The sequence below is a fragment of the Comamonas aquatilis genome, from assembly GCF_965139575.1.
Classification (GTDB): Bacteria; Pseudomonadota; Gammaproteobacteria; order Burkholderiales; family Burkholderiaceae_C; genus Comamonas; species Comamonas aquatilis.
Window position 1 is genome coordinate 1 of the sequence record NZ_CBCSIW010000009.1, and the last position, 14,200, is coordinate 14,200.

13 protein-coding genes are annotated in these 14,200 nt (G+C 62.8%); 5 read left to right on the forward strand and 8 right to left on the reverse strand.

Annotated elements, in window-relative coordinates; translation table 11 throughout:
- The 4 genes from ACNAZA_RS12390 to ACNAZA_RS12405 all read left to right on the forward strand — a co-directional run.
- A partial coding sequence (locus tag ACNAZA_RS12390) for a hypothetical protein (protein WP_415796876.1) occupies window positions 1–204 on the forward strand: 204 nt, incomplete at its 5' end.
- A 347-nt stretch (window positions 205–551) separates the two neighbouring features.
- Window positions 552–1,736, forward strand: coding sequence for a YbfB/YjiJ family MFS transporter (locus ACNAZA_RS12395; RefSeq protein ID WP_415796877.1), 1,185 nt, complete (start codon window positions 552–554; stop codon window positions 1,734–1,736).
- An 18-nt stretch (window positions 1,737–1,754) separates the two neighbouring features.
- Window positions 1,755–2,834 carry an NAD(P)H-dependent flavin oxidoreductase gene (locus ACNAZA_RS12400; protein WP_415796878.1) on the forward strand — a complete coding sequence of 360 codons (1,080 nt, stop codon included), beginning with the start codon at window positions 1,755–1,757 and terminating at the stop codon, window positions 2,832–2,834.
- A 166-nt stretch (window positions 2,835–3,000) separates the two neighbouring features.
- Entirely contained in the window at window positions 3,001–3,858 is an 858-nt protein-coding gene (locus ACNAZA_RS12405) for an SDR family NAD(P)-dependent oxidoreductase (protein ID WP_415796879.1), read from the forward strand.
- A 6-nt stretch (window positions 3,859–3,864) separates the two neighbouring features.
- Here ACNAZA_RS12405 and ACNAZA_RS12410 read toward each other — a convergent pair whose 3' ends face one another.
- The 5 genes from ACNAZA_RS12410 to ACNAZA_RS12430 form a co-directional block, all read right to left on the reverse strand.
- Complete coding sequence (locus ACNAZA_RS12410) at window positions 3,865–4,497, reverse strand: GIY-YIG nuclease family protein (RefSeq protein WP_415796880.1); 633 nt, start codon at window positions 4,495–4,497, stop codon at window positions 3,865–3,867.
- 20 nt (window positions 4,498–4,517) lie between these two features.
- Complete coding sequence (locus ACNAZA_RS12415; RefSeq protein WP_415796881.1) at window positions 4,518–5,288, reverse strand: ABC transporter ATP-binding protein; 771 nt, start codon at window positions 5,286–5,288, stop codon at window positions 4,518–4,520.
- Window positions 5,285–6,046 carry an ABC transporter ATP-binding protein gene (locus ACNAZA_RS12420; RefSeq protein ID WP_415796882.1) on the reverse strand — a complete coding sequence of 254 codons (762 nt, stop codon included), beginning with the start codon at window positions 6,044–6,046 and terminating at the stop codon, window positions 5,285–5,287. Before ACNAZA_RS12420 ends, ACNAZA_RS12415 begins: the two co-directional genes overlap by 4 nt.
- Window positions 6,043–7,950 carry an ABC transporter permease gene (locus ACNAZA_RS12425; RefSeq protein ID WP_415796883.1) on the reverse strand — a complete coding sequence of 636 codons (1,908 nt, stop codon included), beginning with the start codon at window positions 7,948–7,950 and terminating at the stop codon, window positions 6,043–6,045. Before ACNAZA_RS12425 ends, ACNAZA_RS12420 begins: the two co-directional genes overlap by 4 nt.
- A gap of 102 nt (window positions 7,951–8,052) precedes the next feature.
- A complete protein-coding gene (locus ACNAZA_RS12430; RefSeq protein WP_415797001.1) occupies window positions 8,053–9,261 on the reverse strand; it encodes an ABC transporter substrate-binding protein in 1,209 nt (402 codons plus the stop codon).
- Between the two features lie 238 nt (window positions 9,262–9,499).
- Between ACNAZA_RS12430 and ACNAZA_RS12435 the strand changes: the two genes are divergently transcribed.
- Window positions 9,500–10,273 carry a ferredoxin--NADP reductase gene (locus tag ACNAZA_RS12435; protein WP_415796884.1) on the forward strand — a complete coding sequence of 258 codons (774 nt, stop codon included), beginning with the start codon at window positions 9,500–9,502 and terminating at the stop codon, window positions 10,271–10,273.
- 84 nt (window positions 10,274–10,357) lie between these two features.
- Here ACNAZA_RS12435 and ACNAZA_RS12440 read toward each other — a convergent pair whose 3' ends face one another.
- From ACNAZA_RS12440 to ACNAZA_RS12450, 3 genes are all read right to left on the reverse strand, one after another.
- Complete coding sequence (locus ACNAZA_RS12440) at window positions 10,358–11,335, reverse strand: YihY/virulence factor BrkB family protein (protein WP_415796885.1); 978 nt, start codon at window positions 11,333–11,335, stop codon at window positions 10,358–10,360.
- An 89-nt stretch (window positions 11,336–11,424) separates the two neighbouring features.
- Window positions 11,425–13,002 (reverse strand): galactarate dehydratase, encoded by a 1,578-nt coding sequence (gene garD, locus ACNAZA_RS12445; RefSeq protein WP_415796886.1) that lies wholly within the window; start codon window positions 13,000–13,002, stop codon window positions 11,425–11,427.
- 162 nt (window positions 13,003–13,164) lie between these two features.
- Window positions 13,165–14,166, reverse strand: coding sequence for a Bug family tripartite tricarboxylate transporter substrate binding protein (locus ACNAZA_RS12450; protein WP_415796887.1), 1,002 nt, complete (start codon window positions 14,164–14,166; stop codon window positions 13,165–13,167).
- Between the last annotated feature and the right edge of the window lie 34 nt (window positions 14,167–14,200).

Consider the following 14,200-nt stretch of genomic DNA (forward strand, 5'->3'; position numbering starts at 1 on the left):
CGCTTTGAGCGCTGCGTTGTATTGCTTCCAGTTGGTGGTGCGATAGCGAGGTTTGGACTGCGGGGAATGACTCATCGCACGAGGCTACCTGACCCTAGCCTGCGATTTATGCAACAACGCCCAGACGGCATCGAACATGCGCAGGGATTTGAGTTGCATGGCGCGCTCCACAATCTCATAAAACGATATCAACAATCATTTTGAATCATTGGACATGATTGAACCACTGCGCTTAGGCTTGCGTCCTCACTGTAAGAACGTGTGTACGATCTCCTCGGCGCCGCGCCAGTGTCTTTGCGGGATGGGATGCTAGGCGCGGGTGCGCAGCAAGGCTGTTGCCTTGCAAGCGACCGCAACAACGCAGACCGCCCCTAGCCGGGCGCCCACAAAGGCACTGGCCCGAAGGGTTGAAGCGAAATCGGGCGATTTCTTCGCGCTGCGGCTTACTTGCACCCCGGGTGCAAGCTGCTCCACACCGCTTCGAACTCATCCCGATTGCGCCTCAACGCGGCTGCGTAGAGATCGTCAACACGTTCTAAGAGAAACGACCCGTGATTCAACCCAAGGAATGGCCTCTTTTCTGGACCGGCTTCATGGCCACGCTCAGCGGCGTGGGCCTGGCCCGTTTTGCCTATACGGCACTGATGCCGCAAATGGTGCATGCGGGCTGGTTCAACGGCGAGCAGGTGGCCTATCTGGGCGCAGCCAATCTGCTGGGCTATCTGATTGGCGCCCTGGCCGCTGCCCCCTGGGCCGAACGCATGGGCGCCGTGCGCGTGCTGCTGATCTGCTGGATTGCCGTGGCGCTGAGCTTTGCCGGCTGCAGCCTGCCCCAGCCCATGGCGGTGTTCTTTGTCTGGCGGCTGATCTCGGGCATTGCCGGGGCCACGCTGATGGTGCTGGGCCCCTCGGTCGCCATGTCCGCCGCCCTGCCCCAGCGCCGCGCCACGCTGGGGCCGCTGATGTTTTGCGGCATCGGTGTGGGAGCATTGCTGGCCGCCACCCTGGGGCCGGTGTTTGCGAGCGTCAGCCTGAGCGCTGTGTGGTGGGCGCTGACGGCCTTGTGCGTGCTGGCGCTGTGGACAGGTTGGCGCTGCGCCCGCCAGATCCACGTGCCCGCACCGGTGGCCATCACGCCCACGCATACGGCCGCTGCACCACCCACCTCGCTGTGGAGCATGGCCGTGGTGCTGGTCTTTCTGGCCTATACCTGCGATGCCTTTGGCTTTGTGCCCCATACCGTGTTCTGGGTGGACTATCTGGATCGCGAGTTGCAGCAGGGCTCGGCTTATGCTGCCACCCAATGGGCATTTTTCGGTCTGGGCGCCATTGCCGGCCCGCTGTGCGCAGCCTTTTGCGCCACGCGCTGGGGCTGGTGGGGCACGACCACGGGAGCTTATGCCCTCAAAGCCGTGGCCATAGGTCTGCCGCTGGTCTGGGCCGGCTTTGCCGGCCATGCGGTCTCGGGCTTTCTGGTCGGCGCCCTGTCGCCCGGCATGGCGGCCATCACCTCGGGCTATCTGATGCAGCTGATAGGCCCGGCCCAGCATAAAAAAATGTGGGGCTATGCCACGGCCGCGTTTGCGCTGCTGCAAGCCACCTCAGGCTATCTCATGGCTTTTATCTACGCCAGCACGGGCAGCTACCGCCAGCTGTTTGTGCTGGGTTGCGCCGCACTGCTGCTGGGCTCGCTGCTGGTGGCCAGCAGCCGCTCGGCGCAGACTCTTCGCTCATGATTTGATCGAGTATTGACTATGACCACTCTTGCCCCCTGGATGACCCGCCTGGGTCTGCAGCATCCCCTTATTCAGGCCCCCATGGCGGGCACCTCCACACCGCAGCTGGCCGCTGCCGTCAGCAATGCCGGAGCCCTGGGCTCGGTGGGCATAGGCGCCTATGGCCTGGAGCAGGCCAGACAACATATTGCCCAGACGCAGGCTCTGACCGCGCGAGCAGTCAATGTGAACCTGTTTTGCCACCAGCAAGCCGCTGCCGACCCGGTACGCGAGGCAGAGTGGCTGACGTACCTGGCACCGGAGTTCGCCCGCTTCAGCGCACAGCCGCCGGCCGGCCTGCGCCGCATTTACGAATCGGCGCTGGGCAATGCCGCGCTGCAAGCCATGCTGCTTCAGCTGCGCCCTGCGGTGGTCAGCTTTCATTTCGGCCTGCCCGAGCAAAGCTTTATAGATGCCTTGCGCGATGCAGGCAGCGTCACGCTGGCATGTGCCACCAGCCTGGCTGAAGCCCGGCAGATCGAACAGGCCGGTGTGGATGTCATCGTGGCCCAGGGCATGGAAGCCGGCGGCCACCGCGGCGCCTTTGTGCCCGAGCAGGATCTGCTGCTGGGCACGATGGCCTTGGTGCGTCTGCTGGCGCGCGAATGCCGCCTGCCCGTGGTGGCCGCTGGCGGCATCATGGATGGAAATGGCATTGCCGCCGCAATGCAGCTGGGCGCTTGCGCCGTGCAAATGGGTACGGCGTTCATTCTGTGCCCCGAATCCGCCGCCAGCCCCGCCTACCGGGCCGAGCTGCAAAGCGAAAAAGCGCTGCACACCGGTATCACTCCCGCCATTTCGGGGCGCCCCGCACGCGGCATGTTCAACCGCCTGCACCAGCTGGGCCTTGACTATGGCCAGCCCCTGCCGGCCTACCCCATGGTTTATGACGCGGGCAAGGCCCTGCACCAGGCGGCCAGCGCCCAGGGCAGCAGCGACTATGCCGCCCACTGGGCCGGACAAGGCGCAGCTCTGGCCCGCGCCATGCCTGCCGCCGAGCTGGTAAAGACTCTGGCCCAGGAGCTGGAACAGGCCTGGAAGCAGCCAGACCGCGCCTGAAGCGCATTCAAAATACATAGCACCACGCGCCTGTCCTGATTCGACTTCAGGCAGATTTCGCTTCAATTTCTGCTGCTAAACGAGACAAAGCCCCTAGTCCTGACAGACGTAGCCCGGCGGCTGCACATCAGCCAAATTCATCCTGCATAAACACCGAGGAGACAGGATGACAACAGCATTGGTATGCGTGGTCACCGGCGCCAGCCGGGGGGTGGGCCGGGGCGTGGCCCTGGCTTTGGGTGCGGCAGGTGCCACTGTCTATGTGACGGGGCGCAGCGTGAAGGAGGGCGATTCACCCCTGCCGGGCACCGTGGGCCGGACGGCGGCCGATGTCAGCGCCGCCGGCGGCACCGGCATTGCCGTGGCCTGCGACCATGGCGACGATGCCCAGGTGGAGGCCCTGTTCGAGCGCGTGCGCCGCGAGCACGGCAAGCTCGACATTCTGGTCAACAGCGCCATTGCCATTCCCGATGCGCTGATCGAAGTCGCGCCTTTCTGGCAAAAGCCGCTGTCCATGACACAGCTGCTGGACGTGGGCCTGCGCTCCAGCTATGTGACCTGCCATCTCGCTGCCGATCTGCTGCTGGCGGCAAGCGGTCTGGTCATCAATATCTCTTCTGCCGGCAGCCGCTGCTATATGCACGGTCCGGCCTATGGCGCCGGCAAGGCCGGCACCGACAAGATGACGTTTGACATGGCCCATGACTTCAAGCCCCACGGCGTGAGCGTGGTCTCGCTCTGGCCGGGCCTGGTCAGGACCGAACGCTCCGAGCGCGTTTGCGCCGCCTCACCCGACAAATACGGCAACAGCTTCGACACGGCCGAAACGCCGCAATTCATAGGCCGTGTGGTGCTGGCCCTGCATGGCGACCCGGATTGCCTGGAGGCCCGCTCGGGCCGCACCTTCTACACCGCCGAGCTGGCCAGTCAGTACGGCGTGCAGGATGTGGATGGCGCACAACCGCCCTCGCCCCGTGCCTGGTTTGGCGCACCGCCGGAGTTTTCGCCCGTGGTGGTGGAGTGAGCCAGCTTATTCCGCCTCTAGCTCTGCATACCAATCTTCGTAAATTTCCTGCACGGTTTTTCCATTGAAAGACCAGAAAGGCGAGGGCTGAAGTGGATAGCTGTCCGCAAGACCATGCACCTTGCGTGTGGCAGAAGTTAAGGAGCACTCCTGGCCTTCGTATTGCACTGTCTTCGCACCGAAAACGGTTACTTGTGCTACGCCATTTTTGTGTAAAAGAACACTGCCAACGGGGATCTGCAACTCTGCGAAATCCATGCGCGGGCGACGCTTTTTCATGCTTTCTGCCGCCAGCAAATCTGCCTTTGTCGCATCGGCTTCAATGACGCTTTCAACTTCTTGCGTCGCATCTTCCACATGCAGCAGTTTGAGGATGGAAATGACGCGATCAGCTTCGATGCGAAAGAACTCTCGGTTGGTATTGACGCGAACATTGCCAAAAGCGTGATGCAGCGCTTTTTCAACCTCAGCCGAATTGGGGACGCGGCAGGCAAAAGCACAGTCAAACGGCACAGGCACCCCTGTGCTGAATAACTGTTTCATCCGGCCATCGACTTCTTCTAATGTGGTTCTTCCAACTTTGACCAGACCCGGCATGGCCGGGTTGGTCAGGACGTACACAATTTGCAGGCCACTCATCAACGCTTCTCCCTCGCTTTTTAAACACCCAAATACTTCTGGCGAATAGCGTCGTCACCCGCCAGCTCCGCCATGCTGGCCTGGTGCACGATCTGGCCTTTTTCCAGCACATAGGCGCGGTCGGCCACCACTTCGGCAAACGGCAGGTTTTGCTCGCTGAGCAAAATGCCAATGCCCTGGGCCTTGAGCTCCAAAATCGTGCGCGCCATCTGCTCCACGATCAGCGGCGCCACGCCTTCGGAGGGCTCATCAAGCAGCACCAGGCAGGGCTGGCCCATCAGCGTGCGGGCCACGGACAGCATCTGCTGCTCGCCGCCGCTCATGCGGCCGCCCAGGCGATCCGGCATTTCGCCCAGATTGGGAAACAGGGTGAACAGCTTCTGAGGCGTCCAGTGCGGCAGAGCCGTTCCATCCGGCCACTGGCGCGGCTTCTGGCGGCCGACTTCCAGATTTTCCAGCACCGTCAGCTCGGTAAAAATGCGCCGGTCCTCGGGTACATAGCCCAGGCCGCGCTGCGCAATCTGGTGCGAGGCTTTTTTATCGATGGCCTGGCCCATGAAGCGGATCTTCCCCTCCCGACGCGGCACCAGTGCAGCAATGCTTTTGAGCGTGGTGGATTTGCCCGCACCATTGCGCCCCATCAGCGCCACGACTTCGCCGCGCCCCACGCTCAGGCTGACGCCATGCAGGATATGGGCCGCGCCATACCAGGCGTTCAGGCCTTCGATTTCAAGCAATTTCTGGCTCTGGCCTATGTCCATCATGCGGGAGCTGCTATGGTTTTGATTCACTTCTGTTTTTCCAATACCAAGCCCGTGCCAAGGTAGGCCTGCTGCACTCTGGCATCGGCCCGAATCTGCTGCGGCGTGCCTTCGGCCAGCAACTGGCCGCGCACCAGCACGGCCACGCGGTCGGCCTGGCCGAAGACCACATCCATGCTGTGCTCGGTAAACAGCACGCCCATCTGACGCTGCCGTGCAATGCGCCGCGCCAGCTGCATCAAGGCCACGCGCTCGCCCGGTGCCATGCCGGCCGTGGGCTCGTCCATCAGCAGCAATTGCGGGTCGTGCGCCAGTGCCATGGCCAGCTCCACACGCTTCACATCGCCGTAAGCCAGTTCGCTGCAAGGGCGCTCGGCCTGGGCCTGCATGCCGACTTGCTCCAGCAGCGCCAGGGCATCGCTGCGGCGATGGCCGGCCGCACGCGGCCACCAGCTGAAAATCTTGCGGTCGGCAGACAGCAACGCCATCTGCACGTTCTCCACCACGGTCAGCGAGGCAAACGTCTGGGCAATCTGAAACGTGCGCCCCACGCCCAGCCGCCAGATGGCGCGCGGCGCCAGCCCGCTGATGTTCTTGCCGCCCAGCAGCACCTGACCGCTGTCGGCGGCCAACTGCCCGCCCACCAGGTTGAAGGTGGTGGTCTTGCCCGCGCCATTGGGGCCTATCAGGGCCAGCAGCTCGCCGGCCTGCAGCGCGAACGAGATGTTCTGCACCGCCTTCACGCCGCCAAAGGCCTTGCTGATGTTTTGCACTTGCAACAGGCTCATGGCTGGGCTCCTTGCGCTTTTTTCATAGCTACTCTCGCCCACAGCATCTGCGCAAACCCTGAAATCCCCTGAGGAAACAGCAGCACCAGGGCCAGCATGATGGCGCCCATCAGCGCACGCCAGTACTCGGTGTTGCGCGCCACCGTATCGTGCAGCCAGGTAAAGGCCGCCGCACCCACCACGGGGCCGGCCAGCGTCTGCACGCCACCCAGCAGCACCATGACCAGCGCATCGACGGATTTGGTGACCGACATGGCATCGGGCGCCACGCCGCCCTTGCTGAAGGCAAACAGCGCACCGGCCAGCCCGGCAAACCAGGCCGCAATGACAAACGCCGTCCACTGCACGCGACGCACAGCTATGCCGATGGCATCGGCCCGCAGCGCCGAATCGCGGCTGGCACGCAAGGCATAGCCCAGCGGCGAGAACAGCAGACGCCGCAGCAGGTATATGCCCAGAGCGCAGACCGCCAGCGCCAGCCAGTAAAAGACCGCACCATGGGATGCCCATTCCGGCGGCCACACGCCGGTGAGGCCGTTGCTGCCGCCGGTAAGCGCATCCCACTGAAAGACGATGGCCCAGCTGATCTGCGCAAACGCCAGCGTCAGCATGGTCAGGTACACGCCGGACAGACGCACGCAGAACCAGCCATAGAGCAGTCCACCGGCCGCCGCCACCAGGGGCCCCAACAGCAGCACGGCAGGTAGCGGCAAATCCAGCGTGCGCACCAGCAGTGCCGCGCCGTAGGCACCCAGGCCAAAGTAAGCCGCATGACCAAAGGAATGCATGCCGCCAGGGCCGAGGATGAAGTGCAGACTGGCCGCCAGCAGCGCGGCAATAAAGATATCCGTCAGCAGCACGGTGCTGTAGCCGCCGGCCTCACCAGCCACCAGAGGCAGCAGGACCAAGGCCAGCAGCAAGCCCAGCCACGCCGCACGCGCACCACGGCCTGCGCTGCGTAGCGGCAGTTCGGGCTCGCCACCGCTACGGGCCAGCGCCTGGGGCTTGCCCAGCAGGCCCCAGGGCCGCCAGACCAGCACCACGGCCATGACCAGAAACTCCACCACCAGGGTGAGCTTGGAAAACGAGATTTCCACGCCGGCAATCTGCTGCACGCCCAGCCAGATACAGACGGCTTTCAATTCCGCCACCAACAGCGCGGCCACAAACGCTCCCGGAATGCTGCCCATGCCGCCCACGACCACCACTACAAAGGCCGCGCCAATGGTCAGCATGTCCATCTCCAGACTGGCCGGCTCGCGCGGCAGCTGCAGCGCACCGCCCAGACCCGCCAGCAGCGTGCCCAGGGCAAATACGGCCGTGAACAGCCAGGCCTGGTTCACGCCCAGTGCGCCGACCATTTCCCTGTCCTGCGTGGCGGCACGCACCAGGGTGCCGAAGCGGGTCTTGGTCAGCAACAGCGTCAGACCCAGCAAAACCATGGGGCCAGCCGCTATCAAAAGCAGATCGTAAGTAGGGAACTCACGCCCCAGAATGGCCACCGAGCCTTCGAAACCGGCAGCGCGCGGACCGAACAACTCCTCGGGCCCCCACAGCCAAAGCACCGCATCCTTGATCACCAGTACCAGGGCAAACGTGGCCAGCAGCTGAAACAGCTCGGGCGCCTTGTAGATGCGGCGCAGCAGCAGTATCTCGGTGATGGCGCCCAACACTGCGCAGGCCAGCGGGGCCAACAGCAGCGCAGGCCAGAAGCCGATATAAGGCGAGAGCACCTCCACGCTGCTGTAGGCCATGAAGGCACCCAGCATGTAGAACGAGCCATGGGCAAAGTTGATGGTGCGGGTGACGCCAAAAATCAGTGACAGCCCCACCGACACCAGAAACAGCGACGATGCGCTGGCCAGGCCGTTGAGCAACTGGGCCAGCAGGCCGGATGCGCTCATGCTGCGTCTCCCCTTGTCATCAACTCACTCCCTGCAGGTATGAAAAAAGCCACCCTCGCGGGGTGGCCTGTGTATTTTCGCAAGAATTTTCACCCCAGCACGTCAGTTCGCTGCGGCGGGTCGCAGCTTCTTCACTTCCTCGTCCGAAGGCTGATAGTCCTTGCCATCGGCATAGCGGTATTTGACCAGCACGCCGCGTTTGAGCTTGTCGTCATAAGCCGTCTTGCCCACATAGGCGCCCATGGTGGACTGGTGATCCTGGGCGCGGTAGGTGATGCGGCCAAAAGGCGTGGCCACTTCCAGGCCCTTGAAGGCTGCAATCAGCTTTTCGGTATCGGGGTCGCCACCGGTCTTGCGCAGACCCGCAGCAATCGACTGGATGGCGTTGTAACCCACGATGGTGCCCAGGCGCGGATAGTCCTTGAATCGGGTCTGATAGGCCTTGAGGAAGGCGGCATGCTCGGGCGTGTTGATGGAATACCAGGGATAGCCGGTCACCGTCCAGCCCTCGGGGGCTTCCTTCTTGAGCGGGTCCAGGTATTCGGGCTCGGCCGTCAGCAAGCCCACCACTTCGCGGCCCTTGAACAGGCCTCGGGTATTGCCTTCGCGCACGAACTTGCCCAGATCGGTGGCAAACAGCACGTTGAAGACTGCATCGGGCTTGGCATCGGCCAAGGCCTGCACCACGGAGCCGGCATCGATCTTGCCCAGCGTCGGCGCCTGCTCGGCCACAAACTCGATATCGGGCTGCTTTTCCTTCATCAGCTTCTTGAAGGTGGCGACGGCCGACTGCCCGTATTCGTAGTTGGGGTAGACGATGGCCCAGCGCTTTTTCTTGAGCTTGAGTGCTTCCTCCACCAGCATGGCTGTCTGCATATAGGTGGAGCCGCGCAGACGGAAGGTGTAGTGATTGCCATTGGCCCAGACGATTTTGTCGGTCAGCGGCTCGGACGCCAGGAAGAAACGTTTTTTCTGGTTGGCATAGTCCGTCAGCGCCAGCCCCACATGCGAGAGAAAGCTGCCGGTGAGCACGTCGATCTTTTCGCGGCTGTAGAGTTCTTCGGCGGCGCGCACGGCATCGCCCGGCGTGGCGTTGTCGTCACGCACCACCAGTTGTAGCTTCTTGCCCGCCACACCGCCTGCGGCATTGACCTGCTCCACCGCCAGTTCCATGCCTTTTTTATAGGGTTCCAGAAAGGCAGGCTGGGCTTTGTAACTATTGATTTCGCCAATCTTGATCACGCCCTGCGCGGCGGCAGATTGCCAGGCAGGAAGAGCGGCCAGGGCCAATGCCGGAGTCATCCAGCGCATGTGAAAACCCATCGTCATTCTCCTTATCACTATTCAGTATCAAGACATTGGCGAGCAATGTACCCGTTTAAGACCATATTGCCGGACAATATGTAGCTAGTCCCGCTTGGCAACCGGCAGCTACCGCGTCAGCCACCGCTTGTGTGCTGGCGCTCCGCCACCGCCCGCCCCCAGGCGAATGCCGGGCATTTTCTCTGCAGGCCCGTCCTGCTCCAAAGTCTTTTTTTGTCAGACGATCATGAGTGCTTTTCTTGAAGAACGCGTGCTGTCCGTCCATCACTGGACTGACCGTCTTTTCTCCTTCACAACGACACGCGACACCTCGCTGCGTTTTTCCAACGGTCACTTCACCATGATTGGCCTGAAGGTGGACGGCAAGAACTTGCTGCGCGCCTACTCGATTGCCAGCCCCAATTACGAAGAGCACCTGGAGTTTCTGTCCATCAAGGTGCCCGACGGCCCGCTGACCTCCAAGCTGCAGAACATCAAGGTGGGCGACACCATCATCGTGGGTAAAAAGCCCACCGGTACGCTGCTCATCGACTATTTGCTGCCCGGCAAGAATCTGTACATGATCGGCACCGGCACCGGTCTGGCGCCCTGGCTGTCCGTCGCCCGCGACCCCGAGACCTATGAGCGCTTCGAGAAGGTCGTGATCGTGCATGGCGTGCGCCATGTCAACGAACTGGCCTATCAGGAACTGCTGGAAAAAGAGCTGCCCGAGCACGAGCTGCTGGGCGACATCATCAAGGACAAGCTGGTGTACTACCCCACGGTGACGCGCGAGCCCTTCCGCAACCATGGCCGTATCTCCACCCAGATCAACAACGGCACCTTCCCGCAAAACATCGGTCTGCCCGATCTCAACCCCGAGACCGACCGCGTGATGCTCTGCGGCAGCCCCGCCATGCTGGCTGAACTCAAGGAGCTGCTGGAACACCGCGGCTTCAAGGAAGGCAACACCACCACGCCTGGCGACTTTGTGGTTGAACGCGCGTTTGTGGAAAAGTAAAGCTCCAGGCTGAGCACAGCCTCGGCCCGGCCCTGACAAAAGCCACGCTCGCCTTCTTGTTCGCAAGATTGGCGACGTGGCTTTTTAAATATTCTCGCCTGCGGTCTTGGGCAAGGCTTGGGGGTCGACAGTTGCCGGTGCACCAGCCTGCGAGGCAAAAGGCCGTCTGAACCTCAGCCCGGCTTTGCTGCAGGCCTTGGCCGTAGCGGCCGAAAACAGCAAGATGGCCGAGGTGAAGTAAAACCACATCAGCACCACCACCAGTGAGCCCGCCGCGCCGTAGGCAGAAACCACGGCCGCCGTGGACAGATACCAGGCCAGGCCCTGCTTGCCCAGAGTGAACAGCACAGCACCTGTCATGGCCCCCATGAGCAGATAGCGCATGGACGGTTTGATGCCGGCGCCCATACGCATCAAGCCCAGAAACAACAGCACCGAGATGCCCAGGGACACCAATTCATTGACCAAGCCCAGCAGCGGGCCCATGGGCACCAACTGAAGCTCTTCGCTGGCCCATTTGGTGACCATCTGGATGGCCGTGGACAGCAGCATGGACACCAGCAGCAAAAAGCCCAAACCGGCCACATAGCTGAGCCCCCGCAAGCGCGAGACCGCCATGCTCCACCAAGCAGCGCGGGTCTGGGGCACGGGCTCTTCGCCCATGGACCACAGCTTGTCCAGCGAGGCCTGCAGCTCCACAAACACGCCGGTCGCCCCCGAGAGCATCATTACCAAACCCAGCACCGAGGCCAGAGTACCCTCGCCCGAATTCTGGGCGCTGGACAGCGCGCCTTGAATCACCTGTGCCACACGCTCGCCCACCACCGCCTGCACCTGGCTGATCAGCGTGTTCTCCACATAGCTGCGATCCAGCCACCAGCCCAACAAGCCCACCACCGCCAGCAACAGCGGCGCCAGGCTCAGAATGCCGTAGAAGGACATCGCCGCACTCATGCGCAGACCATCGGCCTGCAGCCACAGCTGTACGGCGTCTATCAGAGGTTGAACAGGTCGACTCCAGCGCTCGAGTCGCTGCTTCCATATAGAAACTTGTAGTGCCATGCGGCATTGTGTCGTCAATCACCGATATTGACCTGTCAGTCCACGCCGACGAGCAGTCCAGAGGCGACTCGACCCTTCAGAAACGCCTTTCAGGTCACGGGCGCGGGGTTGAACAGCACCAACGCGTTGTGCAGCTTCCACTGTTCGGCCCAGGTCTTTTTCCTGCCGCTGGCCACATCCAGCATCAGTCTGAACATTTCCCAGCCTATGTCCTCTATCGTGGCTTCGCCATCGGCAATGCGACCGGCGTTGACATCCATCAGGTCATGCCAGCGCCGCGCCAGGTCGCTGCGCGTGGCCACCTTGATCACCGGTACCTGGGCCAGACCGTAAGGCGTTCCCCGGCCGGTGGTGAAGACATGCAGATTCATGCCCGCAGCCAGCTGCAAGGTGCCGCAGATGAAGTCGCTGGCCGGCGTGGCGGCATAGACCAGGCCGCGTTCAATGCCGCGATCTGCCAGCCGCTGGCCCGGCGACAGCACGCCCGTAATGGGGGCGGTACCGCTCTTGATGATGGAGCCCATGGCCTTCTCGACGATGTTGGAGAGACCGCCTTTTTTGTTGCCCGGCGTGGTGTTGGCGCTGCGGTCCACCTTGCCTTTGTCCAGGTAGGCGTCGTACCAGGCCATTTCCGCGATCATGGCTTCGGCCACTTCAGAGCTGGAGGCCCGCGAGGTGAGCTGGTCTATGCCGTCGCGTACCTCGGTCACTTCGCTGAACATCACGGTGGCGCCGGCGCGCACCAGCAGATCGGTGCAAAAGCCCACGGCAGGATTGGCCGTGACGCCGCTGAAGGCATCGCTGCCGCCGCACTGCACGCCCACGACCAGAGCGCTGGCGGGCACGGTTTCGCGGCGGCGCGCGTTGAGGCGCTCCAGATGGACTTTGGCACGCGCCATGATGGAGTCGATCATGGACATAAAGCCCACATGGGCCTCGTCCTGCAGGAACACCACATCCAACGCACCGTCTTGTGGGGACTGGCGTTCATCGATGATGGGAAAGCTGCCCGGCGGCAACAGCCGCTCGGGTTGCAGCTTTTCGCAGCCCAGGCTGACCACCATCACCTCGCCGCCGAAGTTCGGGTTGTGGCTGATGTTGCGCAGCGTGCGCTGCGGAATCTCGGCACCCACGGCATCGATGGCCACGCCGCAGCCATAGCTGTGCTCCAGGCCCACCACGTCATCGACATTCGGATAGCGCGGCAGCAGCTCGGTCTTGATACGTTGCACGGCAAAGTCCAGCACTCCGGCCACGCACTGCACCGTGGTGGTAATGGCCAGAATATTACGCGTACCCACCGTTCCGTTGGCATTGCGATAGCCCTCGAAGGTATAGCCCGTCAGCGGCTCCATTGCGGGCGGCTTGACCGTGGCAATGGGCAGACCTTCCAGCGAAAGCGCACCAGGCATTTTGAGCAGGCGTTCATGCACCCAGCTACCGGCCGCAATCGATTGCAGCGCATAGCCTATGACCACGTTGTAGCGGCGCACCGCTCCGCCTTCGGGAATGTCTTCCAGGGCCACCTTGTGCGCCTGCGGCACCTTGTCAACCAGCACCAGGCCGCCGGGCAGCACGGTGCCGGCCGGCAGGCCACCGTCGTTGGCAATGATGGCCACGTTGTCGGCCGGGTGCATGCTGATGGAAAGTGGGGCTGGGGTACTCATGGCAATCTCATCTCAATTTTCTATTTCATGGCCTTGGGCCGCATCAGCTAGGAAACTGGCGCAGCCCCAAACCAGAGACACCGCGGAAGGGCCGCCCCGTACCGAAGGTGTCGTCCCCCTCCGCGAAGCGAGAAGGGGGAAGGCGCAAAGCGCCTCAGGGGGTCATTCAGCCTTTATTCCTGCCGCCTTGATCACCTTGGCCCACTTGGCCACTTCGGCCTTCTGGTAATCGGCCAACTCGGTTGGAGTCATGCTAGAAGGCAGCATGCCGAAGTTCTTGAGGCGAGCCTGGACCTCGGGCGTGGCGACGATTTTCATGATCTCGGCATGCAGTCGGTCCACGATGGGCTTGGGCGTTCCGGCGGGCGCAAACACCGCCTGCCACGATCCCATGTCAAAGCCTTTCTCGCCAGCTTCGGCGATGGTCGGCACATCGGGCAAGGACTCCAGACGCTTGGAGCTGGTCACGGCGATGGGCCGCAGCTTGCCGGACTGTACATGCGGGCCGACGACCAGGGCGGTGTCGAACATCATGTCCACCTGGCCGCCGATCACATCCTGCACGGCCGGGCCGCTGCCTTTGTAGGGCACGTGCGTGAACTTCACGCCCGTCTGGTAGGCCAGCAGCTCCAGCGCCATATGGTTGGAAGTGCCGTTGCCGGGCGAAGCCGAGGTCAGGCCGCCGGCAGCCGCCTTGGCCTTGCTGCCGGCCAGCACGTCGGCCAGCGTCTTGTAGGAACTGGCAGCAGGCACTACCAGCACCAGAGGCCCGGAGCCCAGCATGGCGACCGGCGTGAAGGATTTGATGGGGTCGTAATCCAGCTTGGAATACAGGCTCACATTGATGGCATGCGAGCTGATGGTTCCGCCCAGAATGGTGTAGCCATCGGCCGGCGCCCGGGCGGCCAGGGCCGAGCCCACGCTACCGCCGGCACCGCCCTTGTTTTCGATGACCACCGGCGTGCCAAGCGCCTTGCTCAGCGGCTGGGCAATCACGCGTGCCAGGGTGTCGGTATTGCCGCCGGGTGGAAACGGCACCAGATAGGTGATGGGCTTGCCCGTTGGCCAGCTGCCCTGTGCCAGGGCGGGCGCGGCCAGTTGGGATGCGCCGAGCAGCAGGGAGCTGGCGGCGAGAGTGCATTGGATCAGTGTGCGGCGTTGCATGGTGCTTGTCTCCGGTTGGGCGATAGCGTCTTTT

Coding starts and splice junctions, on each gene's coding strand:
- ACNAZA_RS12420 (WP_415796882.1), bottom strand. CDS start 6,046: ATGAGCCTGTTGCAAGTGCAAAACATCAGCAAGGCCTTTGGCGGCGTG.
- ACNAZA_RS12400 (WP_415796878.1), top strand. CDS start 1,755: ATGACCACTCTTGCCCCCTGGATGACCCGCCTGGGTCTGCAGCATCCC.
- ACNAZA_RS12430 (WP_415797001.1), bottom strand. CDS start 9,261: ATGCGCTGGATGACTCCGGCATTGGCCCTGGCCGCTCTTCCTGCCTGG.
- ACNAZA_RS12405 (WP_415796879.1), top strand. CDS start 3,001: ATGACAACAGCATTGGTATGCGTGGTCACCGGCGCCAGCCGGGGGGTG.
- ACNAZA_RS12440 (WP_415796885.1), bottom strand. CDS start 11,335: ATGGCACTACAAGTTTCTATATGGAAGCAGCGACTCGAGCGCTGGAGT.
- garD (WP_415796886.1), bottom strand. CDS start 13,002: ATGAGTACCCCAGCCCCACTTTCCATCAGCATGCACCCGGCCGACAAC.
- ACNAZA_RS12450 (WP_415796887.1), bottom strand. CDS start 14,166: ATGCAACGCCGCACACTGATCCAATGCACTCTCGCCGCCAGCTCCCTG.
- ACNAZA_RS12435 (WP_415796884.1), top strand. CDS start 9,500: ATGAGTGCTTTTCTTGAAGAACGCGTGCTGTCCGTCCATCACTGGACT.
- ACNAZA_RS12425 (WP_415796883.1), bottom strand. CDS start 7,950: ATGAGCGCATCCGGCCTGCTGGCCCAGTTGCTCAACGGCCTGGCCAGC.
- ACNAZA_RS12410 (WP_415796880.1), bottom strand. CDS start 4,497: ATGAGTGGCCTGCAAATTGTGTACGTCCTGACCAACCCGGCCATGCCG.